This window comes from Ruegeria sp. D4 (genome assembly GCF_056534475.1).
The window spans coordinates 107209-133732 of sequence record NZ_JBQFPJ010000002.1 but is presented as its reverse complement, the minus strand read 5'-3'; the positions used below and the strand labels follow the sequence as shown (position 1 = coordinate 133732).

The 26524-nt window shown below is 61.3% G+C and carries 18 protein-coding genes; 12 read left to right on the top strand and 6 right to left on the bottom strand.

The window, feature by feature from the left end; translation table 11 throughout:
* Positions 1-16 precede the first annotated feature (16 nt).
* From ACR0MI_RS04620 to ACR0MI_RS04605, 4 genes are read left to right on the top strand one after another with little or no spacing between them, the layout of a single operon-like run.
* Positions 17-1024 (top strand): AAA family ATPase, encoded by a 1008-nt coding sequence (locus tag ACR0MI_RS04620; RefSeq protein WP_170612890.1) that lies wholly within the window; start codon positions 17-19, stop codon positions 1022-1024.
* Positions 1021-1896 (top strand): DUF58 domain-containing protein, encoded by an 876-nt coding sequence (locus tag ACR0MI_RS04615; RefSeq protein WP_170612892.1) that lies wholly within the window; start codon positions 1021-1023, stop codon positions 1894-1896. Before ACR0MI_RS04620 ends, ACR0MI_RS04615 begins: the two co-directional genes overlap by 4 nt.
* Positions 1893-4655, top strand: a complete 2763-nt coding sequence (locus ACR0MI_RS04610) for a DUF4159 domain-containing protein (RefSeq protein ID WP_170612894.1) — start codon at positions 1893-1895, stop codon at positions 4653-4655. Before ACR0MI_RS04615 ends, ACR0MI_RS04610 begins: the two co-directional genes overlap by 4 nt.
* Positions 4652-6694: a DUF7408 domain-containing protein gene (locus tag ACR0MI_RS04605; RefSeq protein WP_170816839.1), complete on the top strand. Its 2043-nt coding sequence runs from the start codon at positions 4652-4654 to the stop codon at positions 6692-6694. The genes ACR0MI_RS04610 and ACR0MI_RS04605 overlap by 4 nt, the downstream gene beginning before the upstream one ends.
* A 1-nt stretch (position 6695) precedes the next feature.
* On the opposite strand, the gene ACR0MI_RS04600 is transcribed toward ACR0MI_RS04605, so the two are convergent.
* The 3 genes from ACR0MI_RS04600 to ACR0MI_RS04590 are packed head-to-tail and all read right to left on the bottom strand — an operon-like array spanning position 6696 to position 15048.
* Positions 6696-7535 carry a fumarylacetoacetate hydrolase family protein gene (locus tag ACR0MI_RS04600; protein ID WP_170815775.1) on the bottom strand — a complete coding sequence of 280 codons (840 nt, stop codon included), beginning with the start codon at positions 7533-7535 and terminating at the stop codon, positions 6696-6698.
* Positions 7536-7548: 13 nt separating this feature from the next.
* A complete protein-coding gene (gene pbpC, locus ACR0MI_RS04595) occupies positions 7549-9585 on the bottom strand; it encodes a penicillin-binding protein 1C (protein WP_170612900.1) in 2037 nt (678 codons plus the stop codon).
* Positions 9586-9621: 36 nt separating this feature from the next.
* Positions 9622-15048 carry an alpha-2-macroglobulin family protein gene (locus ACR0MI_RS04590; RefSeq protein WP_480853766.1) on the bottom strand — a complete coding sequence of 1809 codons (5427 nt, stop codon included), beginning with the start codon at positions 15046-15048 and terminating at the stop codon, positions 9622-9624.
* 115 nt (positions 15049-15163) lie between these two features.
* Between ACR0MI_RS04590 and ACR0MI_RS04585 the strand changes: the two genes are divergently transcribed.
* Together ACR0MI_RS04585 and ACR0MI_RS04580 are read left to right on the top strand one after the other, a co-directional pair.
* On the top strand, positions 15164-17371 hold the full coding sequence (locus tag ACR0MI_RS04585) for a response regulator (RefSeq protein WP_480853764.1): 2208 nt from the start codon (positions 15164-15166) through the stop codon (positions 17369-17371).
* Between the two features lie 9 nt (positions 17372-17380).
* Positions 17381-17857, top strand: a complete 477-nt coding sequence (locus ACR0MI_RS04580) for a VOC family protein (protein ID WP_170612906.1) — start codon at positions 17381-17383, stop codon at positions 17855-17857.
* Here the strand turns inward: ACR0MI_RS04580 and yaaA are convergent.
* The 3 genes from yaaA to ACR0MI_RS04565 all read right to left on the bottom strand — a co-directional run bounded on the left by yaaA (position 17848) and on the right by ACR0MI_RS04565 (position 21057).
* Positions 17848-18618, bottom strand: a complete 771-nt coding sequence (gene yaaA, locus ACR0MI_RS04575) for a peroxide stress protein YaaA (protein ID WP_480853762.1) — start codon at positions 18616-18618, stop codon at positions 17848-17850. The genes ACR0MI_RS04580 and yaaA overlap by 10 nt on opposite strands.
* 33 nt (positions 18619-18651) lie before the next feature.
* Positions 18652-20691 (bottom strand): DNA helicase RecQ, encoded by a 2040-nt coding sequence (gene recQ, locus ACR0MI_RS04570; protein WP_170619075.1) that lies wholly within the window; start codon positions 20689-20691, stop codon positions 18652-18654.
* Positions 20692-20769: 78 nt separating this feature from the next.
* The gene (locus tag ACR0MI_RS04565) at positions 20770-21057 is read right to left on the bottom strand and encodes a YggT family protein (protein WP_170568510.1); all 288 of its coding nucleotides are present in this window, start codon (positions 21055-21057) and stop codon (positions 20770-20772) included.
* Positions 21058-21186: 129 nt separating this feature from the next.
* Between ACR0MI_RS04565 and ACR0MI_RS04560 the strand changes: the two genes are divergently transcribed.
* The 6 genes from ACR0MI_RS04560 to ACR0MI_RS04535 all read left to right on the top strand — a co-directional run bounded on the left by ACR0MI_RS04560 (position 21187) and on the right by ACR0MI_RS04535 (position 26502).
* Complete coding sequence (locus ACR0MI_RS04560) at positions 21187-22554, top strand: MFS transporter (protein WP_170612912.1); 1368 nt, start codon at positions 21187-21189, stop codon at positions 22552-22554.
* Positions 22551-23414: a penicillin-insensitive murein endopeptidase gene (mepA, locus tag ACR0MI_RS04555; RefSeq protein WP_170619076.1), complete on the top strand. Its 864-nt coding sequence runs from the start codon at positions 22551-22553 to the stop codon at positions 23412-23414. Before ACR0MI_RS04560 ends, mepA begins: the two co-directional genes overlap by 4 nt.
* Positions 23387-24271, top strand: a complete 885-nt coding sequence (locus tag ACR0MI_RS04550; RefSeq protein ID WP_170612916.1) for an esterase-like activity of phytase family protein — start codon at positions 23387-23389, stop codon at positions 24269-24271. Before mepA ends, ACR0MI_RS04550 begins: the two co-directional genes overlap by 28 nt.
* Before the next feature lie 96 nt (positions 24272-24367).
* Positions 24368-25012, top strand: a complete 645-nt coding sequence (locus ACR0MI_RS04545) for a queuosine precursor transporter (protein WP_170612918.1) — start codon at positions 24368-24370, stop codon at positions 25010-25012.
* A gap of 263 nt (positions 25013-25275) precedes the next feature.
* Positions 25276-25695, top strand: a complete 420-nt coding sequence (gene arfB / locus ACR0MI_RS04540; RefSeq protein WP_170816836.1) for an alternative ribosome rescue aminoacyl-tRNA hydrolase ArfB — start codon at positions 25276-25278, stop codon at positions 25693-25695.
* Positions 25696-25755: 60 nt separating this feature from the next.
* Positions 25756-26502, top strand: coding sequence for an SDR family oxidoreductase (locus ACR0MI_RS04535; protein WP_170612922.1), 747 nt, complete (start codon positions 25756-25758; stop codon positions 26500-26502).
* Positions 26503-26524: the final 22 nt, after the last annotated feature.

Genomic DNA, 26524 nt, shown 5'->3' with positions numbered 1-26524 from the left:
CACGGAAGGGAAAACCATGTCCGAACCTGCCGACCTCGTCGCCGAGATCGAAGCGCTGGAAAACAAGCTGCAAGAGGCCAAGACCTCGATCACCCGCCGCTTTATCGGGCAGGAGAGGGTCGTGGACCTGACACTGACGGCGCTTTTATGTGGTGGTCACGCATTGTTGATCGGTCTGCCCGGGCTGGGTAAAACGCGGCTGGTGGAAACGCTGTCGACCGTGATGGGCCTGCATGGCAATCGCATCCAGTTCACGCCTGACCTGATGCCTGCCGATATTCTGGGGTCCGAAGTTCTGGATACCGCCGATGATGGCAGCCGTCATTTCCGGTTCATCCCCGGCCCGATTTTCTGCGAATTGCTGATGGCGGACGAGATCAACCGCGCCAGCCCGCGCACCCAGTCGGCGCTGCTGCAGGCGATGCAAGAGCGCACGGTGACGGTCGCGGGCGAAGATCGCTCGCTGGGTGTCCCGTTCCATGTGCTGGCAACGCAGAACCCGATCGAACAGGAAGGTACATATCCATTGCCCGAAGCGCAGCTGGACCGGTTCCTGGTTCAGATCGATGTTGAATACCCGGATCGCCAAACCGAACGGGACATTCTGTTGGCGACGACGGGCGTGGAAGAAGACGAGGCCAGCCAGATTTTCACCAAAGAGGAATTGCTGGCGGCACAGGTCCTGTTGCGCCGGATGCCGGTGGGTGAATCGGTGGTCGAACTGATCCTTGATCTGGTCCGCGCCTTCCGCCCCGAAGAACCGGGCGTTTCGGACCGTGTTTCTGAAACAGTCGCCTGGGGCCCTGGCCCCCGTGCGGCACAGGCGCTGATGATGACCGTACGCGCCCGCGCGATGTTGCAGGGGCGTCTGGCGCCCAATGCCGAGGATGTGCTGGACATGGCGCGTCCGGTACTCAGCCATCGCATGGCGCTGAACTTTGCAGCGCGTGCGCGTGGCGACAGTCTGGCCAGCCTGATCGACACCACCGCCGCCGGATTGGTGCGTACCGAGGCCGCGGCGTGAATGCCGCGCTGACCCTTCGTGAAAGATCCGAGGCCGAGGCGTCCCGGCTGCCGCCCCTTTTGGCGCGGGCCGAACATCTGGCCGGAACCGTCTTGCTGGGTGACCACGGGCGACGGCGTTCGGGCCTGGGCGACGATTTCTGGCAATACCGCCCGGCGCAGGCCGGTGACAGTCGCCGTCTTATCGACCACCGACGCTCGGCGCGGGGGGATCAGCAGTTCGTGCGCGAGCGGGAATGGCAGATCGCCCAGTCGATCATGCTGTGGGTGGATCAGGGTGCATCGATGCGGTTTGCCTCGGACAGGGCGCTGCCGGCCAAGGCGGACCGGGCGCGGCTGCTGGGTCTGGCGACAGCGATCTTGCTGGTGCGGGGTGGTGAGCGCGTCGGACTGACCGGCACCACGCTGCCGCCGCGGCGGGGCAACGCCCAGATCATCCGGCTGGCGCAAGCCTGGTCCGAGGACACCGAGGTCGACTATGCACCACCGGAACACCGGGCCATGGTTCCGCATGCCCGGGCTGTGTTCATCTCTGATTTCCTGGGTCCGCTGGATGAGGTTGAACTGGCGCTCACCAAGGCTGCGGATCGCGGCGTTCGCGGTGTGTTGCTGCAGGTTCTGGACCCCGGCGAGGAGACCTTTCCCTTCCAGGGACGCACTATTTTCGAAAGCGTCGGTGGCTCGGTCCGGCATGAAACCCTCAAGGCCGGAGATCTGCGCGACCGCTATCTTGGCAGGTTGGCCGCGCGCAAGGATGCGCTGACACAGCTTTGTCGTGCAACTGGCTGGCAACTGGGTCAGCACCACACCGGTGAAAGCGCGCAAGCGGCTCTGTTGTGGCTCTATCGTGCGTTAGACGGGGGTACGCAATGACGGTTCTGGCAGGCATCGGATTTACAGCCCCATGGGTGCTGCTGGGCCTTCTGACCCTGCCGATCCTGTGGCTGATTCTGCGCGCCGTGCCACCGGCACCCATTCGCCGACTGTTCCCGGCGGTTACATTGCTACTTGGGTTGAAAGATGACGAAAGCGTCTCGGACCGGACCCCGTGGTGGCTGCTGCTGTTACGGATGCTGGCGGCGGCGGCGATCATCATCGGGCTGGCCGGGCCGGTTCTGAACCCGTCGCGCGATCAGGCAGGATCGGGGCCGCTTCTGATGGTTCTGGACGCCAGTTGGGCCGGTGGAACGCGTTGGTCAGCTACGCTGGATCAGATCGACGCGCAATTGACCGAGGCCGGCCGTGCCGGTCGCCCCGTATCGATTTTACGCCTGACCGACCCGGAAACACCTGTATTTCAGGCCGCTGAGGCATGGCGCGGGCGCCTGCCGGGCCTGATGCCGATGCCTTGGCAGCCCAACCCGAAACAGTTGGATCAGGTATTGGCGGCGCTAGCCGATGTTGACGGCGGGTTCGAGACACGCTGGTTCAGCGACCGGCTGAACTACCCCGGCCACGACCGGATGTTGTCCGCCCTACAGGGTCGCGGGAGCGTCACGGTCTACCGCCCGTCTGCGCCGATTTTTGCACTATTGCCCGCAGCGTATCAGGACGGCGTTATTCAGGTGACAGCGCTGCGGTCGGAACCCGGACCGGCCATGTCGCTGACGATCCTGGCTCAGGGCCGCGACCCCGCAGGTGCAATGCGCGTTCTGCAATCGGTCGATGTGACGTTCGAGGATGGTGAAAGCCAGGCGCAGGTTGATCTGTCACTGCCTTCCGAGTTGCGCGCCCGGATTACGCGGTTCGAAATTCAAGGCCAGCGCTCAGCCGGGACCACGACGCTGACCGATGACAGCCTGAGGCGGCGCGAGGTTGCCCTGATCGCCGGTACGCTGAACCGCGAGGGGTTGGAGTTATTGTCACCGCTGCATTATCTCACGCAGGTTCTCAGACCGACCGCTGATTTTGTCGATGGCGGTCTGCTGGACGTGTTGCCTGCTAACCCTGATGTGATCGTGCTGGCCGATGTGGCCAAACTCTCTGACACGGAACAGGCTGAACTGGTTCAATGGGTCGAACAGGGTGGGCTGTTGCTGCGCTTTGCCGGCCCGCGCATGGCGGCAAGTGATCTGGGCCGCAAGGATGAGGACGCCTTGCTGCCGGTTCGTCTGCGAAGCGGCGGGCGTTCGGTCGGCGGCGCGATGAGTTGGGGAGAAGCCAAGGGGTTGGCGCCATTTGTCGAAGGCTCGCCATTCTATGGCCTGCAGATCCCCGGTGATGTGACTGTCACTACGCAGGTCATGGCCCAACCAGACCCTAATCTGGCCGATCGGGTGATTGCATCGCTGTCTGACGGAACGCCGCTGGTCACGCGAAAGACATTGGGTCTGGGCCAGGTCGTCCTGTTTCACGTCACGGCTGACGCGGAATGGTCGACTGTTCCACTGTCCGGTTTGTTTGTTGAAATGCTGGACCGTCTGGCCGTGGCCTCGGCCGCAAAATCCCGGCAGGAGGCTCAGTTGCAGGGCACCGTCTGGGAGCCGATTCAAGTTCTGGACGGGTTCGGGTCGCTTTCGGATGCGGGCAATCTGGCCGGGGTGGACGGTGTTGATCTAGTATCTCGGGCGGTCGGTCCGGAATTGCGGCCGGGACTGTATGAAAGCGGTAAACAGAAACTGGCGCTGAACGTGCTGACCGATGACGCGACATTCCAGCCGGTGGTTTGGTCTGGGGATGTGACGATCAGGGGGCAGGAGGTTAACACGGAAACCCCGATCGGGGGCCTGTTGCTGAGCCTTGCGCTGCTGTTGCTGACCGTGGACGTGATCGCCTCGCTGGCCTTGTCCGGGCGGTTGGGCATGGCGCGTACGGTGGTGGTGGCCCTTGGCGCATTGATGCTGACCCCCGAGGTACAGGCCCAATCACCCGAAGACACCGAATTTGCGCTAAGCGCCACGCAGGAACTGGTTCTGGCTCATGTACTGACGGGTGACGAGAATGTGGATGCGATTGCAGGGGCCGGTATGCGCGGGCTTTCGCAAACGCTGTTGTTCCGAACTTCCGTGGAACCAGCCGAGCCAATCGGCGTCGATCTGGAACGCGACGAACTTGCGTTCTTTCCGCTTCTTTACTGGCCCATTACACCGGACCAGCCTCAGCCTTCCTCCGAGGCGTACGCGAAACTCAACGCGTATCTGCGCTCGGGTGGAATGATCCTGTTTGATACCCGCGACTCGGATGTGGCCCGTTTTGGCGCCGCCAGTCCAAACGGGCGCAAGCTTCAACAATTGGCCGGACCTTTGAATATCCCGTCGTTAGAGCCTGTTCCGCGCGATCATGTTCTGACACGTGCCTTTTATCTGCTGCAGGATTTTCCTGGACGATATGGTGGGGCCGAGGTCTGGGTCGAAGCCGCGCCGCCGGATGCGGAACAGATCGAAGGGATGCCGTTCCGAAACCTTAACGACAATGTCACCCCGGTGGTGATCGGCGGCAATGACTGGGCCGGTGCCTGGGCCATCGACCGAAACGGGCAGGCCCTGCTGCCGGTTGGCCGCGGTTATGCCGGCGAACGTCAGCGCGAACTGGCAAATCGTTTCGGTGTGAACCTGGTCATGCACGTTCTGACCGGGAACTATAAATCCGATCAGGTCCATGTGCCCGCTTTGCTAGACAGGTTGGGGCAATGACCGGAACCGTCATCTTTGATCCGCTGATCCCATGGACGGTATTGGCCATTGTCGCCGGGGTTGCGCTGGGCGGCGTCATTCTTGCGCTGTGGCGCGGACTATCCGGCTGGGCCTTGCGCGGGTTGGCGGCTTTGGTCGTTGTCGCGGCGCTGTCCGGTCCGGTCTATCAGGTCGAGGATCGCGCGCCTTTGACGGATATCGTCCTGATGATCGAGGATGAAAGCGCCAGTCAGACCCTGTCGGATCGCGCCGATCAGACGGCACGGGCCGCAGAGGAACTGGCGGCAGAAATCGAATCCCGCGACAATACCGAACTGCGCCGCATCGCCGTCGGCAACGGTGACGGGGATGAAGGCACGCGGGTGATGGCTGCCCTCAACGAGGCGCTGGCGGAAGAACCCCGTGCGCGCATCGCCGGGATACTGGTGGTCTCGGACGGTATCGTGCATGACGTCGATCAGGCCCCGGACCTGCCCGCGCCATTGCATCTGCTGCAAACCGGCCGTGCCGGCGATTGGGACCGTCGACTGATTGTCCGCAACGCGCCTGCCTTTGCCATTATCGGAGAGCCCGTGACGCTGACCTTGCGGGTCGAGGACAGCGGCGCCGCACCTGCCGGAGCAGTCACCGCGCCGCTTGAAATCTCGGTCGACGGGGCCGCGCCGGAAAGCTTTAGCATTCCCATCGGGGTGGATGTCGAGCTTCCCATAACGCTCCCACATGGTGGGCGGAACGTCATCCAGTTCTCGGTGCCGCAGGCCGAGGGCGAGTTGACCGATCGCAACAATACCGCGCTGATTCAGATGAACGGTGTCCGTGATCGGCTGCGGGTTTTGCTTGTTTCCGGAGAACCGCATCCGGGCGGGCGGACATGGCGTAACCTTCTGAAATCGGACAGTTCTGTTGATCTCGTCCACTTCACCATCCTGCGTCCACCGGAAAAACAGGACGGGGTGCCGGTGGACGAGCTGTCTTTGATCGCCTTCCCGACGCGCGAGTTGTTTCTTGAGAAGATCAACGATTTCGACCTGATCATCTTTGACCGCTACAAGCGTCGCGGCATCCTGCCCGCGATCTATCTGGACAATGTCACCAACTACATCAACGAAGGCGGCGCGGTTCTGATTGCAGCCGGGCCGGATTTTGCGACGGCTGACAGCATTTTCCGATCTCCGCTTGCTCCGATCCTGCCCGCGCAGCCGACAGCGCGTGTGATCGAGGAACGCTATGTGCCGAAAGTCACGGATCTTGGTCAGCGCCACCCGGTTACAACCGATCTCGGCGATCCCGAAACCTGGGGCGCGTGGCTGCGTCAGATCGATGTCAAACACCGGTCAGGTGAGGCGTTGATGTCCGGGGTTGATGATCGGCCGTTGCTGGTGCTCGACCGTGTGGGCGAAGGACGCGTGGCGCTTTTGGCGTCGGACCACGCCTGGCTGTGGAGCCGGGGCTTCGAAGGCGGTGGCCCACAACTGGAACTGCTGCGCAGGCTTGCGCATTGGATGATGAAAGAACCCGAACTTGAGGAAGAAGCCCTGTGGGCCGAAGCTAACGGTCAGGTCATGCGCATCATCCGCCAGACGCTCAGCGATGAGGTTGGAACCGTGACCGTGACACGCCCAAATGGCGAAACGCTGGACATCACGCTTGATGAGGTGTCACCGGGACGGTTCGAGGCCCAATATATCGGACCTGAGATCGGGCTCTACCGCCTTGAAGAAGATGAGAATTCAGCGGTGATCGGTCTTGGGCCCGCTGCGCCGAAAGAGTTCGAGCAGACGATAGCAACCGGCGACCTGCTGGAACCGCTTCTGGCAGATTTGCGCGGTGGTGTTGTCCGTCTGGAGGACGGGCTGCCGTCGATCCGCAATGTGCGCGCCGGGCGGCCGGCCTCGGGGCGCGGCTGGATCGGTCTGACCCAAAGAAACGCCTATGAGACGCGCGATGTCACACAGGCCGGGTTGCTGCCGCCCTGGCTGGTCTTGCTGTTGGCTGGCGGGTTCCTGCTGGCTGGTTGGCTGCGTGAGGGGCGGGGATAAGCTACTCGAATATCACGCTGACGGTAGGATTGCCGGGCAGGCCGTCATACCTGACGGACGCGCCGCCTTTGCCTTTGGCAGGTGGAAACAGCGGTCCGAACGACCCAACCGAAATCAGATCGCCGGGCGCAAATTCGATCCCTTTTGACATCAGCCAGAGTGCCGCGTTTGCCGGATGACCCAACACGGCTGTGCCAGGCGCCTGTGCCAGAACCTCACCGTCGGCAGCGCTAAGCGTGACCGTCATGCCCATCAAATCCTGCGACATGGCGGCGGGATCGGTGACGGCGATTTCAGACCCTAAAACGCCGAGTTTCGGCGCAACCCCGATTGCGGTCAGGGTGACGGGGGTAATGGGTTCTCCGTCGGCCAGGGTCAGGTCAGGCAGTTCGATGAAGGGGCGAACAGACGAGACATGTTCCATCACTTCGTTGGGTGTGGTTGCCTGATTGATCGCTGCGTCGCCGACCACCAGGATCAGGTCCGCCTCGAATACCGGGCGGGCCCCCCAGTTTTCTGAAACACTTGCCCCGTCATCCAGCATCATGTCGCGATACAGAATACCCTGAACCGGTTCACTTGCTCCAAACCTGTCCTGCGCGGGTTTGCTGGTCAGGCCCGCCTTGTAGCGAATCAACGGTCCAAGATGCGGCTGCATCGCAGTGACAAGTTTCGCCTGCGTGCAAAGCGCATCCGCCATGCTTCCGTCCGGGGTCAGAGCAACGGTAGGTGTGTTCGTAAGATAGTCCTGAACAAACCGGTCGATCTGGGCGTCAGACGCGCATTCAGCCGCTGTCTGAGTGGCCGTCAAAGCAAGAACAAAAACAAGCCAATTGCGCATTCGTTTTCTCCCGTCATCTGATCTTGAACGAAACCCTGTCGGATTTGCCCAGTGCATCCACCACGACAAGGGCGGTGTGTCCGGGCCCGGGGTTGGGAATTTCAAACTCTCTGTGGTGCTGGCCGGTTACGACGGGCACGCCGTCAGACAGGACGGAAAACGGCCCGGTTCCGCCCCTCAGCTTCAGCGTAAGGGAGGCTCCATTTGTCTCTAACAAGGCATCTTTGGGCGGAAACAGAAGTTGCGGCGCAGAAGGGTCCGCCTCAAAAGCAGCTTGGCGAGGGCGGAACCGCCGCAAAGGCTGGGGCAGTTGCGCGGCACCGACAAGCAGGGTTGATGGCGGCGGCGGCGGCATCGGAGTGAATTTGGGTTTCAGAAGACCGAAGGCTTCAAACAAAACTGGGGCCGCAAGCGCGCCGCCAAACGCGCCGGGCACCGGTGTGCCGTCCGCCCGCCCCAGCCAGACACCGATGACGTGACGGCCGTCATAGCCGATCGCCCAGGCGTCCCGGTGCCCGTAAGAGGTTCCGGTCTTATATGCCAATACACCGGATTGCGCACCTGATGGCGGGGTCAGTCCGGTCAGAATATTGCCAACCTGCCAGGCCGCCGGTTCCGACAGGACACGTCGCGTATCGGCGTCGCCATCCAATGCCCGATAGTGCAAGACGGGGCCTTGGCCACCTGCCGCCACCACCGCAAAAAGCTGCACAAGATCGTGCAGGCTAAGCCCGATACCGCCAAGCGAGATCGCCAGGCCCGGTGCGCCTCCGTTGAGGCGCGGTTCGGTGTTGGCACGCTGCAAGGCGTCCATGACGCGGGCAGGTCCCAGCTCCTGCGTCAGGCGCACCACCGGGATGTTCAGCGATAGTTGCAGCGCATCGCGAATACGCACGTCACCCCTGAACACGCCGTCGAAGTTGCGGGGTGCATATCGCCCGAACATCACCGGGCTGTCGCTGATCAGGGTTTCCGGATGCGCCAGACCCTGGTCGAAGGCCAGTCCATAGATCAGGGGTTTCAAGGTTGATCCGGGTGAACGCAACGCCTGCGTCATGTCCACAAACCCCTGACGCGCGTCCTGATAACCCGCCGACCCGACCGAAGCCAGAATCGCGCCGGTTTCATGGTCAGCCACGATCATTGCGCCGGAAACGCGGGGTCCGGCCCGTTTAGCGGCCTGCGCGATCAGCGGTTCCAACTTTGCCTGCAACGCCCCGTCCAGGGTCAGGTCCTGCGCCAGAGCTTCGGGCAACCCCGCACGGGCCCGGTCCGTCAGGTGGGGTGCCAGCTGGGGAAAGGGCCGCATTCTGGTTGGCACCGGGTCTGCCATGGCGCTTTGCATCTCGGGTCTGGACAAATGACCATTGCGATGTAGCCGTTGCAAAACCCGGTCGCGGGCTTTGCGCCCTGCTTGAAGATTGCGGTCGGGTCGCCGTGCCTCGGGGGATTGTGGCAGGGCGATCAACAAGGCCGCCTGCGCAGGCGTCAAACGGGACGGATCCTTGCCGAACCACGCCCGACTGCCCGCCCGGACCCCTTCAAGATTTCCACCATAAGGGGCATGGGTCAGATACAGCGACAGGATCTGATCCTTGTTCAGGCGCTGTTCCAACGCCAAAGCCACCCGGATCTGGCGGAGCTTACCGCTCCACCGACCTGTCGGGCCATCCTCAATCAGGCGGGCAACCTGCATGGTCAGGGTCGATCCGCCGGAAACAGGTCGGCCGTTCCAAAGCGACTGCGCCCCGGCCCGCGCCATGGCCAGCGGATCGATGCCGGAGTGAGCGCGAAACCGTTTGTCCTCGTACCGGATCAGCATGTTGACAAAACCCGGATCGACCGGGCCATGCTGCATCCGCCAGATACCGTCCGCCACCGGAAATGCGCGCAGCAGATCACCGTTCCGGTCCCGCATCTCGACCGAGGTTTCTGTCAGAACCACAGGCAGCGATGTGGCGTCGACCCAGTCCGCAAAGCGGTCGCGGGCAAAGCCGGTCACATACAAAAACCCCGCAAGTGCCAAGAGCAGAAGGCTGACCCTAGGCATCGGCCTTGCCAAAACTTCGATATGTTTGACCCCCGATCATTCGACCACAACGCGCCCAGTGTTTGTGTGCGCCCGGTTCTGCGGACGGTACATATCCTCGACCGAGGCCGCCGGGTGATGAAAGGCACCGGGTGTTACGGCGCGTGCCACATACGCAAGCGTGACCGGCTTGCGGTCCTGCAAGTCAACCGCCGCCAAAAAACGGTCAGACCGGAATTCGGTATGCCTGGCTTCGGACAAATCCAGCCAGTCCAGCGACCGCACATCACCCGAACGCAACAGGTTGGGATTGTCGATCTCGATACCAGCGGCCAGCGGGTCGTCGATCATCAGGCGCGCACCGCCATCCTCGAAGGGCGTGACGGTCAGAACCGTGACAAATCGCGTGCCCACCGAAAGTGCGGACTGGTCCAGCGGTTCACCTTCCATTGAGAAATACACCCGCTCGATCGCATATCCGGTGCCGCCCGCCGCAAGTGGGACGTCGGGTATTCCCGTCACCGTCATCGTGATGTCCGTGGCCTGTCCGTCCGCGGCAGTTATGTTCAGTACATCGTCGCTGTCCGAATGCAGGACCTGCACAAACGGCCCCTCGACCGGCGCACCGTTCACACGCAGCCCGGCGCTTTCCGGGTTCGAGATCAGCGCATGCGCCGCCAGCAGCGACCATGATGCCTCTTGCGTTGACAAATGCGCCGGGGCGGAACTGACCCGCCGGATCAGATCGTCCCGGTCGATCACCTCGCTGCCTGCGTCCACGGCCAGCGTCAGCAGTCCGGCCGCATCGCGCAGTTCGGTTCCGTAATCGGTGCGCCAGTAGCTTTGATTTTGATCCGGCCGCTCAGCCAGCAGCTGGGCAGCCCGTGCAAACATCCTGTCCGCTCGTGTCTGATCCCCGTAAGAGGCCAACGCCGCCCCAAGCTGAGCGGCTGCCAGAGGCGTGGCGAAGGCATCACCCTTGACGTCGGCGTAATAGCGCAGATCGCCCATGGATGCCGCGCTTTCGCGGGCCAGAACCATCAGCGCATAAGCGATGTCTTGCCCGCCTTCGTCGAAATCAGGGGCATAGCTGATCCTGTTTCGCAGGTTGTCCATCGCCTGTGCAAAGGCACGGTCCGGCACTGTATGACCCTGCGCACGGGCGCGGGACAGGAAGTCGGTGACATAAGCATCCAACCAGAAATCGCCGCCTTGGGCGCGCCACAGCCCAAAGGCACCATTCGAGGTTTGCCGGGTCAGTATGCTGCGGATGGCCGTGCTGATCCGCGCTTCGATCGCCGGTCCGTTCCCCAGCCCCGAGGCCTGGGCGACCGAAGACAAATACAGCAGCGGCAGCGCCTGACTGGTGATCTGTTCGGTGCAGCCATATGGGTACCTGTTTAACCAATCCAGCAGGCCGGGCGTGTCGAATTTCGCCAGCGGACCGGCGGACAGGATCGCCTTGACCGATCCGGGCCGGAATCCGTCGAAGACATCCTGCGAAAACAGAAAGCTGTCACCCGCGCCCAGCGAAAACCGGCGTGTCAGAGCAACGGCAGGATCGTTTGCGCGAACCGGCATCCGCAACGTCTGAGACAGATCGCGGCCGTCCGGTGTTGTGATTGACAGGTTGATCTCAGGGTCACCAACCGCAGTTGCGCGAATTGGAACTTCCAAAACGGTCTTGCCGCCGGGTTGCAACGTGAAACTGGTCGGGGTTGCGGCCAGTTCCAGCCCGGCCGAAGCCGCCAGACCCAGTGCCATTTCACCTGCCGGGCCGTCGGCATGCACGATCTCCAGCAGCATCCGGCTTTGGTCGCCAGGGGCCAGAAAACGTGGCAGGCTGGCCGATACGACAACCGGGTCGCGAACGATCATCTCAGCTTCCGCCTGACCGACCGCGCTGCGCGACCAGGCAACCGCCATCAGACGCACGGTGCCGTTGAAATCGGGCAGAGGTATGTCCAGTTCGACTTCGCCTGCCTCATCGACCTGAACCGGACCGTTGAATACGGCCATCAGATCCTGTGTCGGCGGTGGCGACTGCCGTCGCATACCAGCGTCACTGTCACCACCAGAACGAACGAGACCCATGGTCCCGTTCATCCCGTCGATCAGTCGGCCATAGACGTCCCGCAATTCGACGCCCAGACGGCGTTGTCCGAAGTAATAGGATTGCGGGTCCGGTGTTTCAAAACCCGTGAGGTTCAGGATACCGACATCTACCGCTGCCAGCGTCAGCCAGACGGGGTCATTGGCCGGGGCGTTTTCGACCCTGATGCGGGTCTTTTGCACTTGTCTTGGCGTCGCAAGCTCGGGCACCTCAATCCCGACCTGCAGCCTGCGCCCGACCGGTTCAACACTGGCGTGAGCGATCCCCATGGCCCTGGCCGGGTTCTGGCCGGCGGATACGTCCATCGGCCGGATCAGTGTGGCGGCGACATAGGCGCCCGCGCCCCATTCCGGCGTGACATCGATGGGAACAACGGTTTCACCTTCAGGGACTTCGATCATCTGGCGTTGGATCAGCCGGTTCGACAGAACCTCGATCTGCGCAACACCTGCCATGCGGGCCACTATCCTCAGCTGTGCGGTGTCACCGGGGCGATAGCTGTCACGGTCCAATGACATGTCCAACCTGTCCGGAGTGCTTGTGGCGTCGGCGGCCTGGTACCAGCCCGCGTAGAAATCGAAGGCCGCTTCGGCGTATGCGCCATCGATCCGCTGCACCACAAGCTCGTACCGGCCCCAATCGACCGCGGATGTCAAAGTCAGCGGGTCTGAGAGAAACTCGGCCTCTCCGGTGGCGATCCGTGTGCGCCGGGTGGTGGGTTCCCACTTCCATTCTCCGTACAGCTGGTACCACTGATACCGGGTTTCAATCCGGTTCAGGGTCCAGCGCAGGCGCATCGGGGTTGCCGACAGGTCGGGCGACAGTCCGACGACCTGAAATCCGGCTTCGGTGCCTTCAGGCACAACACCGTCAAACAGTGGTTTGATTCCTATGACCGGCTGCGTTGGCCGGACCGGAGCCGTCAGGCGACGCTCGACCGGTCGTCCAGACCCGTCTGCCAGCCGGGCAATCACCGTGGCTTCAACGGGCTTGCCCTCAGTCTCTAATACAGGGATTTCCACCGCGACAGTTGCCAGACCGGCGGCGTCGGTGCGCGTATTGCCGAAATAGGTGCTTTTGGTGGAAACCGCTGCATCATAGCGGCCAAACCGATACCCGTCATATCCGGAAACCGCTTCCGCCGGGCGCGCGAGGACCTGGCCGTCGATGTTCAGATCCGAACCCGGTGCACCGAACAGATAGCGGGCTTCGATCCGCAGAGGCGGGTTGTCGCCGGGATGCAGCGGGGCGTCCGGCAAGGACAGGTCGAAGTCAATCCGCTCGGGCAGGAAGTCTTCAATCAGTACGGTCTGCTGCGCTAGCGCATCAGCCTTCGGGTCCGACTTGACTTCGATCCGCCATGTTCCGCGCGGTGCATCCATAGCCACGGGCAACGCAAAAACATGACCTCCGGCAACACCGCCGCCCGACACGGCGCGTCGATATTCAACCCCGTCCGGGCGGTGCAGTATGGCGGTCAGCGGCAAACCCTCGATGGCCTGCGCCTGATCGTCACGCGTCAGGGCCGTCAGGTGAATCGTTTCACCGGCGCGGTAGGCGCCCCGGTCGGTGGTCAGAAAGACATCGATTGGTCCGGCTGGTGCCCGACCCTCGACACCACGGTCGGACAAGTCAAAGGCCGGGTCGGTCAGCGACAGGAACCCGATATCGCTGTCACCATCGACAGCCACGACCAGCGCGGGCGAGCTTGCCCCCGTTCCCCGAACAAGACCGGCATCAAACAGGGCATGGCCGTCGGCATCCGTCTTGGCCCGGGCAATAACCGCATTTGCATTCGAGATCACCGAAACCTCGATCCCTTCGCGGGGTGCGGCGTCGGTCAGGCCACGGACCGTGACATGCAGGCCGCCCGTGCCTTGAGCTGTTGAGAGACCCAGATCAGACAGAACGAACCACTGCGTTGCTGACGGGTCGTCGTAGGGGTCACTGCCGGGTACCCGCGCGGACAGCGTGTAGATACCGGCCGATTGATCAGCAATCGCCTCAGCCAGCGGCAGGCGCGCTGTCATGGTCTGGTTCAGCTGGTTTTCGACTTCCGCTGTGCCTGTCCAGATATCCTCGGCAATCTCGTTGCTGAACTCGCGTTCTTCCCATTCGCTGAGGGGGCGGCCGAAAAAGCCCTGCTGAACCGCACGCAACAGGTTCCGGTCACTGATACGGCGCAAGGTCAGATCCAGTTCGGCGACGTTGACCGTTTCAACGGGCAAGGCCGCATCCGCTGACTTAGGCAGCACATATCCGCGCCCGGGAAACCGGGCCGTTGGCGAACGGTCGCGCACGTAGTGGGTCAGGCTGACGTTGCGGTTCAGCACTTCTCCCGAGGCGGCTGGCAACCCCTCGCGCAAGGTGAACTGATACCGCGCACCATGCGCGACACCATCGACGCAAAGCTGCTTCTCGTCTGCCTGCACCACCAGACCATCGACGCTGCGCTGAACAAAGGGGTCATAGTCGACACCGGCCTTGATCAGCGGTTCCGAGAATTCAACACAGATGCGCGGCGCGGCAGCATCGCTTTCAACGCTGCTGTCCACAACCCGGAACCCGTATTTGCCGATCGCCTGATCCAGAGCGGCCAGAACATCCTCGCGCGGCTGAAGCTGCTGGGCCAGTCGCAGCGCAGGGATCATGTCACGCCCGCGTTCGACAGCTTCAAGCGCGTTCGACAGGATTATCAGTGCTGATACCTGAGCGCCCTCTGATTCCGCGCGCAAGTATCCGTTTATGGCGGCGCCAAGCGCCCGATCGTGAAGGACATTTTTTTCGTTCCAACCCGACGCTTCGATGGCAAGCAGCAGGCGGGCGTAATCTGTCCACAGGTCAGAGGCATCATTGATCGACAGGGCCACACCGGTCCACTGCATGGCCAGAGCCGGCGTATTGGCGGCGCGGGCCGCGTTCATCGCGTCTTCGGCATTGAACCCGCCGACCGAGTGCAGAAATCCAAGGTTCCTGGCCTGATCACGTGCCCTTTCAAAATCGGTCGGTCGCAGGAAATCCAGCGTGCCTTTGCGGGTTTCAGCCAGTGTTAGGGTCGATTCTGGCGTTGAAACCTTCTGTGCGGACAAAGCGCCGTTGTAGGGTTCCTGTCGGGTTATGTCCTTCTTTGGAAAGCAAGCATCCGAACGAGTGTTAAAGGTAAATGCGGTACAGCTTTGGATGGCCGAACACGCCTGAATGCAGGATTTCAGATCCGTGTCGAACAGCGCATTCAAATCTGTTCCGATAAAATCAGCGTCGCGGGTCGTGATGTATCGGAACTCTGGCGCGGCAGATTGTGCCTGACCCGGGGCTGGCTGGAAAAAATGTGAAAGAAAATAAACTATTGCAATCAAAACCAAGCGGTGCATCGCAACCTCCTATTTGCAGCAACCCTCGCATGTGGCCCGCTTGTTTGGCAACGGCTTAAACACTTCTTCACGGTCTGGCGGGATGGTGCGGGAATGTGTTCCGGGATCATCTGAAATGAGTCTTGCAAACAAACTGGCGCAGGAACGGCGTGCGCGGCTGGCAGCCGAACGGTTGTTGGAGTTTAAACAGGCAGAACTGTCGGCAGCGAACCGCAAACTGGGCCAGCACGCCATCGCCCTGACCAGACGCATCGGCGAAACCCAGGCCGAGGTTGAGACGGTTCGCGGCGAGAACGAACGGGTCAAGTCCGACCTGACCGTCGCCCACGCCAAAATCGAAGTGGCCGAGCGGCGTCTGTGGCATTCGATCCAGACCATTCAGGACGGGTTTGCCTTCTTTGACGCAAACCACAGCCTGATTGGGGCCAATGCCGCGTATCTGAGCGTGTTCGAAGGCTTGGAAGAGATCGCTGCGGGCATATCCTACGCGCGTATCCTCGAGATCCTGACCACCGAGGGGATCGTCGATACCGGACCCGAGTGCGCGGCCGACTGGCAGGCGCGGATGCAGTCGCGGTGGATGCAGGCAAACCCCGAACCTGTGGTCATTCAGCTTTGGAATGGCCAGTATATCAAGCTCATCGATCAACGCGGCAATGGCGGGGACGTGGTCAGCCTGGCGTTGAACATAACCGCCTCGGTCCGGCATGAGGCCGAACTGACGGCGGCGCGGGAACGGGCCGAAGCCGCCAACCGCGCCAAATCCTCGTTTCTGGCCAATATGAGCCACGAGATCAGAACCCCGATGAACGGCATTGTCGGCATGACCGAGTTGCTGGCCGAGACGCAGCTTGGGGAAGAGCAGCGTTTATACGTCAACACCATCCGGAACTCGGGCGAGGCGCTACTGGTCATCATCAATGATGTGCTGGATTATTCAAAGATCGAAGCAGACAGGCTGACCCTGCACCCCGAGCAGTTCGATTTCGAACGGTGCATTCTCGAAGTGGCGATGCTGCTGCAGCCCGGCGTTCGGGAAAAAGGCCTGACCTTACTGGTGGATTATGATCTGTTTCTTCCAACGTTGTTCATGGGCGATCCGGGACGTATTCGGCAGGTTCTGACCAATCTGGTGGGCAACGCGGTGAAATTCACCGCACAGGGCCACGTCCTGATCCGCGTAACCGGAGTCCCCAATGCCAAGGCGCAGACGTGCGACATCCATGTCGCGATCGAAGATACCGGGATCGGAATTGCCGAAGACAAGATCGGCCACATATTCGGTGAATTCAACCAGGTGGAAGATGAAAGAAACCGGCTGTTCGAGGGGACCGGGCTGGGGCTTGCCATTACCAAGCGACTGATCACCCTGATGGATGGGACCATCTGGGTCGAGAGCGATCTTGGTAAGGGGTCGTGTTTCGGGTTCCGCATCTCTTTGCCGACCATGCCGGGACCACAGCCGGAGCCACCTGATCTGGGGGGACGTTTGCGTCATGTGGTGGTGGTTGAGGATCTGGCTGTAAATCGAGCCATCCTGAGCAAGCAGCTGGGGCGCCTGGGATTCAGGGTCACAGTTTGCGAGACCGGATCAGAGGCATTGAAAATCGTGGATGAGACGGTCGACCTGCTACTATGCGACCATGACCTGCCCGATATGGACGGGCTTGAATTGGCGGCAATCCTGAAGGAACGCGGACTGGGTGAAACACCCGTCGTCGTCATGTCCGCCAACCCGGCTTTGATCCACGCCAGCGCTTCCCGGCACCTGGTTGAAGGTGTCTTGCAGAAACCGATTCCCCGGGCCGAACTGTATTCCCAGCTGATGGCGCTTGGCAAAGCCAGCAAAACAGTGGAAGCGGTTTCTGTCACCGAAGCGCCCAGTCGGCTCAAGTTGCCTTCCCGGCAGCGTCTGATGCGAGTTTTGGCGGCCGAGGCCAATCGCACCAATCAACTGATCCTGAAAAAGATGGTCAAGGATGCGAATATCTATCTGCGATTTGCAGATAACGGGATTGATGCGGTGCAGGCCCATCTGGATTTTGACCCGGACCTGATCTTCATGGACATCTCGATGCCGAAAATGGACGGCAAACAGGCTACGGCTGAAATTCGGCGGCGCGAGGTTGGGACAGGGCGCCATGTACCCATCGTCGCCCTGACCGCCCATGCGATGGACGGGGACGACACCGGAATTTTGTCAGCCGGGCTGGATCACTATCTGACGAAACCGCTACACAAGCAGCGCATACTTCAGATGATCCTGGACCACTGTCCCGATGGCGCCTGCCCGGTCATTGCCGAACCCGGACATGTCGAATAGCCTGATCGCATGACCCGCAAGCAAACCTCAGATCACCGCGGATTTCGCCCTCGTGCGTTGGGCGAGATTGCGATCCGCTGCGCCGACATGCCCGCGATGGTTGCGTTCTATGAAAGTGTGATCGGGCTTGAGCGTCTGTCGGGCGATCACAACAGCGCCATTACCTTTTTTCGCATCGCCGAAGCGTTTGGCGGACATATACAGGTGCTGGCGTTGTTTCATCACACGGCGGCTCCGCGGCCCGGGTTGCACCCGAACAGCGCAAACAAGCCCGTGACCGGAGGCAGGTCATCCTTACATCACATTGCCCTTTCTCTGCCGTTTTCCGAGCAGGAGGCCGTCATGCGCTGGTACACCGAATTAGGACAACCCTACCGCGTCGAAAAATTCGGCTGGATCGGCTGGCGTGGAGTCTTCACAGAGGACCCCGAAGGCAACACCGTTGAACTGGTGGCTTTTGATCCTTCAATGCTGGATCAGGCCTGATAGGGGCGCACAAAGACCGGTTTGTCCTGTTCCGATAGGTGTGGACGGTACTGATAGCCCGCGGTATCGAAATCCAACAGCCCCATGGGATCGGTCAGCCGGTGCTGGATAACATACCGCGCCATGGCACCGCGCGCCTTTTTGGCGAAGAAACTGACGATCTTCGGCGTACCGGCTTTGTCTTCCATGAACACCGGTGTGATGACCCGCAGTTTAAGCGCCTTCGGGTCGACAGCGCCGAAATATTCCTGACTGGCGCAGTTGATCAGAATGTCAGACCCAATAGCGCTACCTTGCGCGTTAAGGGCCTTGCTCAACTGGTCGCGCCAGTATTCATAAAGGTTTTTGCCGCGCCGGGTCTTAAGCTTGCTGCCCATTTCCAGCCGATAGGCCTGAATGGCATCCAACGGTCGCAGCACACCGTAAAGGCCGGACAGAATGCGCAGATGATCCTGCGCCCAGACCAATTCCTCGGCGTCCAGTGAGGTTGCTTCGAGCCCTTGATAGGTATCACCGGCAAATGCCAAAGCAGCAGGGCGGGTCACTTCTGCGTCCGGCGAATCGGAAAAAACGCGGTACCGGTCGCGGTTCAACCGGGCCAGATCGTCGCTCAGGTCCATCAGTTTCTTCAGATCGCCCAGAGTCAGGTTTCTGGCGGTTTTCGACAGGCGGATCGCGTCATCCTGAAAGTCCGGTTGCGTGACATCGACATCCCGCTCTGCCCAGTCCAGCCGCTTGGCCGGGGAAATGACTACCAGCATATCCGCCCTCGTTTCTTGCCTAATGCAGGGTATCTAGCCCGCCTGACGCAGCACGTCCAGAAAGGCAGCGCCAAACCTTTCGTGACGGCGGTCGCCCAGAACCTGCTCGATCGCCCGTGGATCGTCCGAGCGGAGTTGCGCCACCTTTGCCAGTTGAGAAGCCGAGCAAGTCAGCGGTTTGTCGATCCCGTCCGGACCGCGTGATAAGCGAGTCTGAATTTCAAGCAGGCGATCGTAGATGTCGCCCTGATCGCGCCCGGCCAGCTTGCGCCGCGCGGGATGCACAGTTTCGACCGCACCCGCGATTACTTCAAGAAAGGTGTCGCCGTACCGCTCCAGTTTCTTCGCGCCGACGCCACCGATCCGGGCCATGTCATCCAGCGTGGCGGGGCGCTTTTCGGCCATCTCGATCAGGGTGCGGTCAGGGAAGATGACATAGGCCGGAACCCGGGCTGATTCCGCCAGCGCCCGGCGTTTGGCCTTCAGCGCAGACAGCAGAGGCGCATCTTCTTCCGACACCATCATCTTGACCGCTGGCCGACGGGTCGCCTTGCGTATTGTATCCTTACGCAAGTTGATCTGCGCCGCGCCCTTGAGGATCGGTTTCGCGGCCTCGGTCATGCGCAGCGCGCCGTGGCGTTCGGGATCGGGACGGACCAGGTCGTGGCCCATCATCTGCCGGAAAATCGCCTGCCATTGTGGGCGCGACCAGTCCTTGCCGATACCCCATGTCGACAGATCATCGTGGCGGCGTGCACGGATCTTGTCGGTCTCGTTGCCCAGCAGAATGTCGATCAGATGACCCGATCCAAACCATTCCTCGGTCCGCAGGATCGCGGACAAGGCCATGCGAACAGGCGTGGTGCCGTCGAACACTTCGGGCGGGCTGTCACACAGATCGCATTTACCGCAGGGTTCAGCCTGTTCGCCAAAATAACCCAGAAGGCTCCGGCGGCGGCATTCCAGCGCTTCGGCCAGTCCTAACAGGGCGTTCAGGCGTGCGTGATCGGCCATGCGCCGTTCAGGCGGGGCCAGACCTTCGTCGATTTGCGAACGGCGCAGGCGGATGTCGTCGGGGCCGAACAGGGTCAGGGTTTCCGCAGGGCTGCCGTCGCGCCCGGCGCGGCCGATTTCCTGGTAGTAGGCTTCGATGGATTTGGGCAGGTCCGCATGGGCGACCCAGCGGATATCGGGCTTGTCGATACCCATGCCGAAGGCGACGGTGGCAACCACGATTAAGCCATCCTCGCGCGCGAAACGGGTTTCGACGATGCGGCGATCCTCGGCCTCCATGCCGCCGTGATAATGGCAGGCGGTGTGCCCCTCGGTCCGCAGGGCCTGCGCCAGCACTTCGGTCTTGTTGCGGGTCCCGCAATAGACGATGCCCGATTGCCCTTTGCGGGCGGCGGCAAAGTCGAGGATCTGCTTGCGCGGCCCGTCCTTGGCGGCAAAGGCCAGATGGATATTGGGCCGGTCAAAGCCCCGCAGGAACTTGCGCGGGGCGGTGCCGTCGAACAGTTTTTCGACAATCTCGTCCTGCGTTTCCGCATCTGCCGTGGCGGTGAAGGCCGCCAGTGGCACGTTCAGCGCGCGCCGCAGCTCTCCGATCCGCAGATAGTCGGGGCGGAAATCGTGGCCCCATTGGCTGACGCAATGGGCCTCGTCCACGGCGATCAGGCTGACATTGATCCGCCGCAACATACCCAAGGCCGACCCGGCGGCCAGACGTTCGGGGGCCATGTAAAGCAGCTTGAGCCGCCCGGCCTCCAGCGCCTCCCACACCGCATCGGTTTCTTCGGGGGTGTTGCCCGAGGTCAGCGCCCCGGCCTCGACTCCGGCCTCCTGCAGCCCGCGCACCTGGTCGCGCATCAGGGCGATCAGAGGGGAGATCACCACCGTCACCCCGTCGCGCAGCAGGGCAGGAAGCTGATAACACAGGGATTTACCACCGCCAGTGGGCATGATCGCCAGCACGTTTTCGCCTGCGGTCACGGCATCGACGATCTCTTCCTGCCCGGGACGGAAGTCGTCGAATCCAAAGACATCTCGCAGCAGGGGTGCGGCGTCGAACATGTGCGGGGGTGCCCTGTTTTAAGGTTTATCTGCTCTTAAGACAGGACAATCACACACTAAGATTCGGTGAACAAGAGGTCAGACGAAATAGACCGCATTGTTGATCAGGATGATCCGCAGCGCATAGACCGCGACCAGCACCACCAATGGTGTCAGGTCCAGTCCGCCCATGTTGGGCAGAACGCGCCGGATCGGGCCATAGATCGGTTCCAACAGTCGGTTCAGGCCATACCAGATCTGCGCCACTAGCTGTTGATGCAGGTTGAGCACCTGAAAGTTGATCAGCCAGCTCATGATCACATGGGCCAGGATGATGAACCAGACAATGTCCAGGATCAGCAGAAGGATTTGGATCAGCGACAGCATGGGCACTCCGTTTGCGCGTTTGCTGAGACCTAAGCGCCCCTGCCGCAAAGAGCAAGTCCGGGCCAACTGAAAGCTTGCGAATTATATCAAAGCCCCGTCTTATGAAGCAAAACGCACAAAGAGGCAGTGATGGCAGAGATTTCCAAGCGCAAGCGCATCTGGGGATGGTGGTTTTTCGATTGGGCCAGTCAGCCATATCATACGCTGCTGGTGACATTCGTGTTCGGCCCCTATTTTGCAGGGGTCGCAGCCGGATACTATGCCAATACCGGACTGGAAACAGAAGCCGCCGCCGCGCAGGCGCAGACAGTCTGGGCGAACTGCCTGACCATCACCGGGTTGATCATCGCGTTTGGCGCGCCGTTGTTGGGGGCTATGGCAGATGTTTCCGGCCGTCGCATCCCGTGGATTTTCGCGTTTTCGGTGATGTATGCGGTGGGGTCCGCCGCGCTGTGGTACACGCTGCCAGATGGTTCGAACATGTGGCTGATGCTGTCGGCCTTCGGATTGGGGTTTGTGGGTGCGGAATATGCGCTGATCTTCATCAACTCGCAGCTTCCCGATCTGGGCGATGACAATGAAGTCGGAGAGATTTCAGGCTCGGGTTTTGCGTTTGGATATTTTGGCGGTCTGATCTCGTTGGCGATCATGCTGACGCTTTTTGTTGAACAGCCCAACGGCAAGACGCTGATCGGGATGGAGCCGTTGTTCGGGCTGGACGCCGGCGCGCGCGAGGGCACGCGCTTTGTCGGGCCCTTTACCGCAGGGTGGTTCGTTCTGTTCATGGTGCCCTATTTCCTGTGGGTGCGCGACGATGAACAGACGAACAAGAAGGGCAGTGTCGGCGAGGCATTGCGCCTGCTCGGGAAGTCGATTGCCGCCCTGCGGCACCGGGGCAGTCTTGCGGCCTATCTGGGTTCGTCCATGTTTTACCGCGATGCGCTGAACGGGCTTTACAGTTTTGGCGGCGTTTACGCGCGCCTGGTGCTGGAATGGGATCTGATCAAGATCGGTGTGTTTGGAATCGTCAGCGTTCTGGCCTCGGCCATCTTTGCCTGGATTGGCGGCAAGATGGACCGGAAATACGGCCCTAAACCGGTTATTTTGGTCGCAATCTGGGTTCTGATCTTTGTCTGCGTCACTGTCGTTCTGATGGACCGGACGCAGATTTACGGCATCGCGTTGCCCGAGGGATCAAACCTGCCGGATCTGGTCTTCTTTGGTTGCGGCGTCCTGATCGGTGGCATGGGCGGTATCCTGCAATCGGCCAGCCGATCCATGATGGTGCGCCACACCGATCCCGAGGCGCCGGTCGAGAGTTTCGGGCTTTACGGGCTGTCCGGTCGCGCCACCGCCTTTGCCGCGCCCCTGCTGATCGGGATCGCGACCACCGCGACGGGCAGCGCAAGACTGGGGGTGTCACCCATCGTTCTGTTGTTTATTCTGGGCCTGTTCCTAATGCGCTGGGTTAAACCGGAAGGGGATCAGAGCAGATGATTTTATTACGTTTTTTGGCAATTCTTGCGACTTTGACGCTGGCAGGCGCGGCGGGGGCGCAACCCCTGGCCAAGCAGTTGTTCGGGGCGCAGAGAGTCAGTTCACAACAAAAACCCGCCGCCTTCGGCAGTTATTCGCGCGGATGTGCGGCCGGGTCGGTGCAATTGCCCGAAACCGGGCCGACATGGCAGGCCATGCGTCTGTCGCGAAATCGAAATTGGGGGCATCCCGAAGCGATCGATTACGTGCAGGCCCTCAGCCGTTTTGCGGCGAAGCAACCAGGTTGGAATGGTCTCTATGTCGGGGATATCAGCCAGCCGCGTGGCGGTCCGATGACATCCGGCCACCGCAGCCATCAGCTTGGTCTGGACATCGATATATGGATGCTGCCGGGCAACGACATGAGGCTGTCCCGCAAGGCACGCGAGAATATCTCGTCGATTTCCCTGCGCCGCTCGAACGGGGCATATGTGAACGGCAACTGGACAAAACAGCACCATGCTGTTCTGCGAGAGGCCGCCAAGGACAAGCGCGTGGCCCGGATATTCGTCTTCCCGGGCGCCAAAGTTCAGATGTGCAACGACGAAAAGGGCAACCGCGCCTATCTGCGCAAGATCAGGCCATGGTGGGGGCATCACTATCACTTCCATGTCCGGCTGAAATGCCCCAGAGGATCGCGTGGCTGCGTCAATCAGGATACGCCGCCCAAAGGTGATGGCTGTGCCGAAGCGCAGCAATGGGTGCAGAATATCCTCAACCCACCGCCGCCTGATCCAAACGCACCGGCCCCCAAGAAACGCCGCGAATACCGATTGGCCGATCTGCCCCAGCAATGCACCGCCGTCTTGCAGTCCAACTGATTGCGACACTGGTGCTGGCGGGGCCTCTTCGGGCAGCCGAGGGTCCTGCCGCCACCCATCTGGGCAGTTTTACGTGGACCCACGGATCGGGCTGGTTTGGCGGTTTTTCGGCGATCCATCTGTCCGAAAACGGTCGAAAGCTGATCGCGCTAAGCGACCGGGCTGTCCTTGTGTCCGCGCGGATTGACCGGGACGGGGACGGTATCAGCGAGGTCAAAGTATTGGGGCATTGGCCTGTCCTGTCCAGCACAGGGCGCGCCTTGCCCGGTTACACAGGTGATTCAGAAGGACTCGCCGTCGCGCCTGACGAAAGCTTCTATATCTCTTTCGAAGGTGTTCACCGCGTTGCCCGCTATTCGGGCCCGGGCGGTGCCGCGCGCGTTCTGCCGCGCCCCAAGGCGTTCGACGGTCTGGAGGGCAACGGATCGTTCGAGGGATTGGCGATCGACACTCAGGGGCGGCTGTATACCCTGCCGGAAAGGAACCGCACCGCCGAAGGCAATATCCCGGTCTATCGCTGGAACGGTCAGGCGTGGTCCACGCCGTTTGTCCTGCCGCAGCGGGGCCGGTTCCTGCCGGTGTCCGCAGATTTCGGCCCGGATGGCCGATTGTATGTTCTCGAACGTGCCGTATCGCTGACCGGCTTCCGCTCGCGCCTGCGCCGTTGGCAGATCAATGCAGACACACCCATGTCCGAAGAGACCCTGTTTGAAACCGGTACCGGAACGCATGATAACCTCGAAGGGTTGTCGGTCTGGCGCGACGATCAGGGGCGTCTGCGGGCGACGATGATCTCGGACGACAATTTTCTGGCCCTACAGAGTACCGAGCTGGTGGAATACCTGCTGCCCGAATGACTTGCCAAACACGATTCGACTCGCTAGAAGCGCGGCTTGCCTTGGGATGAACCCTTGGCCAAGTCGCCGCTACCTTGTCAAAACGGGCATCTGAAAATGCAACGCAGCTTTATTCCCGGCATTATTGCCATGGCCACTATCGTTGTGGCCTCGAACATCCTGGTCCAGTTCCTGATCCTTGACGGCCTGCTGACCTGGGGTGCCTTCACATATCCGCTGGCCTTTCTGGTCACTGACATCATGAACCGCGTCTATGGCGTGGGTCCGGCCCGCAAGGTCGTGTTTGCCGGGTTTGTCACCGGTATCATCTGCTCGCTCATCGGCAGCCAGATCATGCTGCAGGGCGATGGCTTCACCTATGCCGCGGTGCCGCTGCGGATTGCTGTCGCGTCCGGAACCGCCTTCCTGATCGCGCAGCTGACGGACGTTACTGTGTTCAACGCGATGCGCGGCGGCCGCTGGTGGCGCGCGCCGCTGGTCTCGACCCTGGTCGGCTCGGCGCTGGACACCGCGTTGTTCTTCACCATCGCCTTCTCGGCGTCGGTCACGTTCTTCGGCGCCGATGCCGATGCGGCCATCAGCTGGGCATGGGAACCTGTTCCTTTCATGCTGTCCGGTCCAATGGCACCTTTGTGGGTAACGCTGGCCTTTGCCGACTGGCTGGTGAAACTGTCGCTGGCGATGATCGCGCTGATCCCGTTCAAAGTGATCGTTGCGCGACTGACCGCTCAGCCTGTGTAAAAAAGTGCTTTGAGATTGGCACAACTTGTGTCACGCTTCTTTTCAACCGCAACAGATAGAAAAGGAGGTGATCCAGTGTCGAGAAAGAGATTGGAGAGAGGTGTCGGAACAACCGGGGGGATCGCCTGTTAAGGCAGCCCTTGGCGGAGCGCTCGCTCCGGCTGGTCGTTTGATCTAACCGACCCGACCTCCTGAACTTTCGAAGGGCCGTCCCGCCGGGGCGGCCCTTTTTGTTTCTGCGCGCCACCTGTAAGGTCGCGCGCATGTTGCGCGTTACGGACGATATCACCCTGCAGGACTGGGAAATGACCGAGAGCTTTGTGCGCTCGTCCGGTCCAGGCGGGCAAAACGTCAACAAGGTTTCCACCGCTGTCGAGCTGCGGTTTGAGGCGGCGCGCTCCCCGTCCCTGCCGGATCCGGTCAAAGCCCGGCTGAAACGGCTGGCCGGGCGACGCTGGACCAAAGAGGGCGCGATCATCATCCAGTGCGAAGAGACCCGTTCGCAGGCGCGCAACCGTGAAATCGCGCGCGCCAGACTGGCCGAGCTGATCACCCGCGCATTGGTCAAGCCCAAGCGGCGTATTGCAACCAAGCCCACCTACGGTTCGGTCAAGCGTCGGCTTGCGGCAAAAAAGGCGCGTGGCGACGTCAAAGCGCTGCGGGGCAAGGTGTCCGAAGATTAATCTGGTATCTTGCAGGGGCGTTGATAGTCTGACCCGGAACATCGGCAGAGGGGTAACGCGATGAGGCTTAAGGATAAAACCGCGATCGTGACTGGTGGCGCCTCGGGGTTTGGGGCCGGGATTGCCCAAAAGTTCCTTGACGAGGGCGCGCGCGTGATGATCGCCGATATCAACAAGGATGCGGCAAAACAAATGGCCGCGACCCTCGGCGGGGCAGCCGTGGCCCAGCACGTTGATGTCGCCGACGCGATTTCCGTTCAAACAATGGCAGACGCCGCCATCGCCCAGTTTGGGCAGGTTGATATTTTGGTGAACAACGCAGGCGTGACTCATCTGCCGACACCGCTGGAGGAAGTGAGCGAGGAGGATTTCGACCGCGTCTTCAGCGTTAACATGAAATCGGTCTTTCACACTGCGCGGGCATTTGTACCGGCAATGAAGGCGCGAGGCTCGGGCGCGATCCTGAACGTTGCTTCCACAGCTGGTCTGTCGCCGCGCCCGAACCTCAACTGGTACAACGCCTCAAAGGGTTGGATGATCACCGCAACCAAGACGATGGCCGTCGAACTGGCGCCCTTTGGCGTTCGCGTGAATGCGATCTGCCCGGTGGCCGGAGAAACCCCCTTGCTGAAATCCTTCATGGGCGAAGACACACCCGAGATTCGCGCCAAGTTCCTGTCGACCATTCCACTGGGCCGGTTTTCCACGCCTCAGGACATGGCAAACGCCGCCTGTTTCCTGTGCTCGGACGAGGCCAGCATGATTACCGGAACCGCGCTGGAGGTTGACGGTGGCCGCTGTATCTGACCTGCGCCCTCTTTTGTTGAAA

What these genes read in the sequence shown, in the direction of transcription:
- ACR0MI_RS04620 (WP_170612890.1), top strand. Translation starts at nt 17, where the DNA reads ATGTCCGAACCTGCCGACCTCGTCGCCGAGATCGAAGCGCTGGAAAAC.
- ACR0MI_RS04610 (WP_170612894.1), top strand. Translation starts at nt 1,893, where the DNA reads ATGACGGTTCTGGCAGGCATCGGATTTACAGCCCCATGGGTGCTGCTG.
- ACR0MI_RS04605 (WP_170816839.1), top strand. Translation starts at nt 4,652, where the DNA reads ATGACCGGAACCGTCATCTTTGATCCGCTGATCCCATGGACGGTATTG.
- ACR0MI_RS04600 (WP_170815775.1), bottom strand. Translation starts at nt 7,535, where the DNA reads ATGCGCAATTGGCTTGTTTTTGTTCTTGCTTTGACGGCCACTCAGACA.
- pbpC (WP_170612900.1), bottom strand. Translation starts at nt 9,585, where the DNA reads ATGCCTAGGGTCAGCCTTCTGCTCTTGGCACTTGCGGGGTTTTTGTAT.
- ACR0MI_RS04590 (WP_480853766.1), bottom strand. Translation starts at nt 15,048, where the DNA reads ATGCACCGCTTGGTTTTGATTGCAATAGTTTATTTTCTTTCACATTTT.
- ACR0MI_RS04585 (WP_480853764.1), top strand. Translation starts at nt 15,164, where the DNA reads ATGAGTCTTGCAAACAAACTGGCGCAGGAACGGCGTGCGCGGCTGGCA.
- ACR0MI_RS04580 (WP_170612906.1), top strand. Translation starts at nt 17,381, where the DNA reads ATGACCCGCAAGCAAACCTCAGATCACCGCGGATTTCGCCCTCGTGCG.
- yaaA (WP_480853762.1), bottom strand. Translation starts at nt 18,618, where the DNA reads ATGCTGGTAGTCATTTCCCCGGCCAAGCGGCTGGACTGGGCAGAGCGG.
- recQ (WP_170619075.1), bottom strand. Translation starts at nt 20,691, where the DNA reads ATGTTCGACGCCGCACCCCTGCTGCGAGATGTCTTTGGATTCGACGAC.
- ACR0MI_RS04565 (WP_170568510.1), bottom strand. Translation starts at nt 21,057, where the DNA reads ATGCTGTCGCTGATCCAAATCCTTCTGCTGATCCTGGACATTGTCTGG.
- ACR0MI_RS04560 (WP_170612912.1), top strand. Translation starts at nt 21,187, where the DNA reads ATGGCAGAGATTTCCAAGCGCAAGCGCATCTGGGGATGGTGGTTTTTC.
- mepA (WP_170619076.1), top strand. Translation starts at nt 22,551, where the DNA reads ATGATTTTATTACGTTTTTTGGCAATTCTTGCGACTTTGACGCTGGCA.
- ACR0MI_RS04550 (WP_170612916.1), top strand. Translation starts at nt 23,387, where the DNA reads ATGCACCGCCGTCTTGCAGTCCAACTGATTGCGACACTGGTGCTGGCG.
- ACR0MI_RS04545 (WP_170612918.1), top strand. Translation starts at nt 24,368, where the DNA reads ATGCAACGCAGCTTTATTCCCGGCATTATTGCCATGGCCACTATCGTT.
- arfB (WP_170816836.1), top strand. Translation starts at nt 25,276, where the DNA reads ATGTTGCGCGTTACGGACGATATCACCCTGCAGGACTGGGAAATGACC.
- ACR0MI_RS04535 (WP_170612922.1), top strand. Translation starts at nt 25,756, where the DNA reads ATGAGGCTTAAGGATAAAACCGCGATCGTGACTGGTGGCGCCTCGGGG.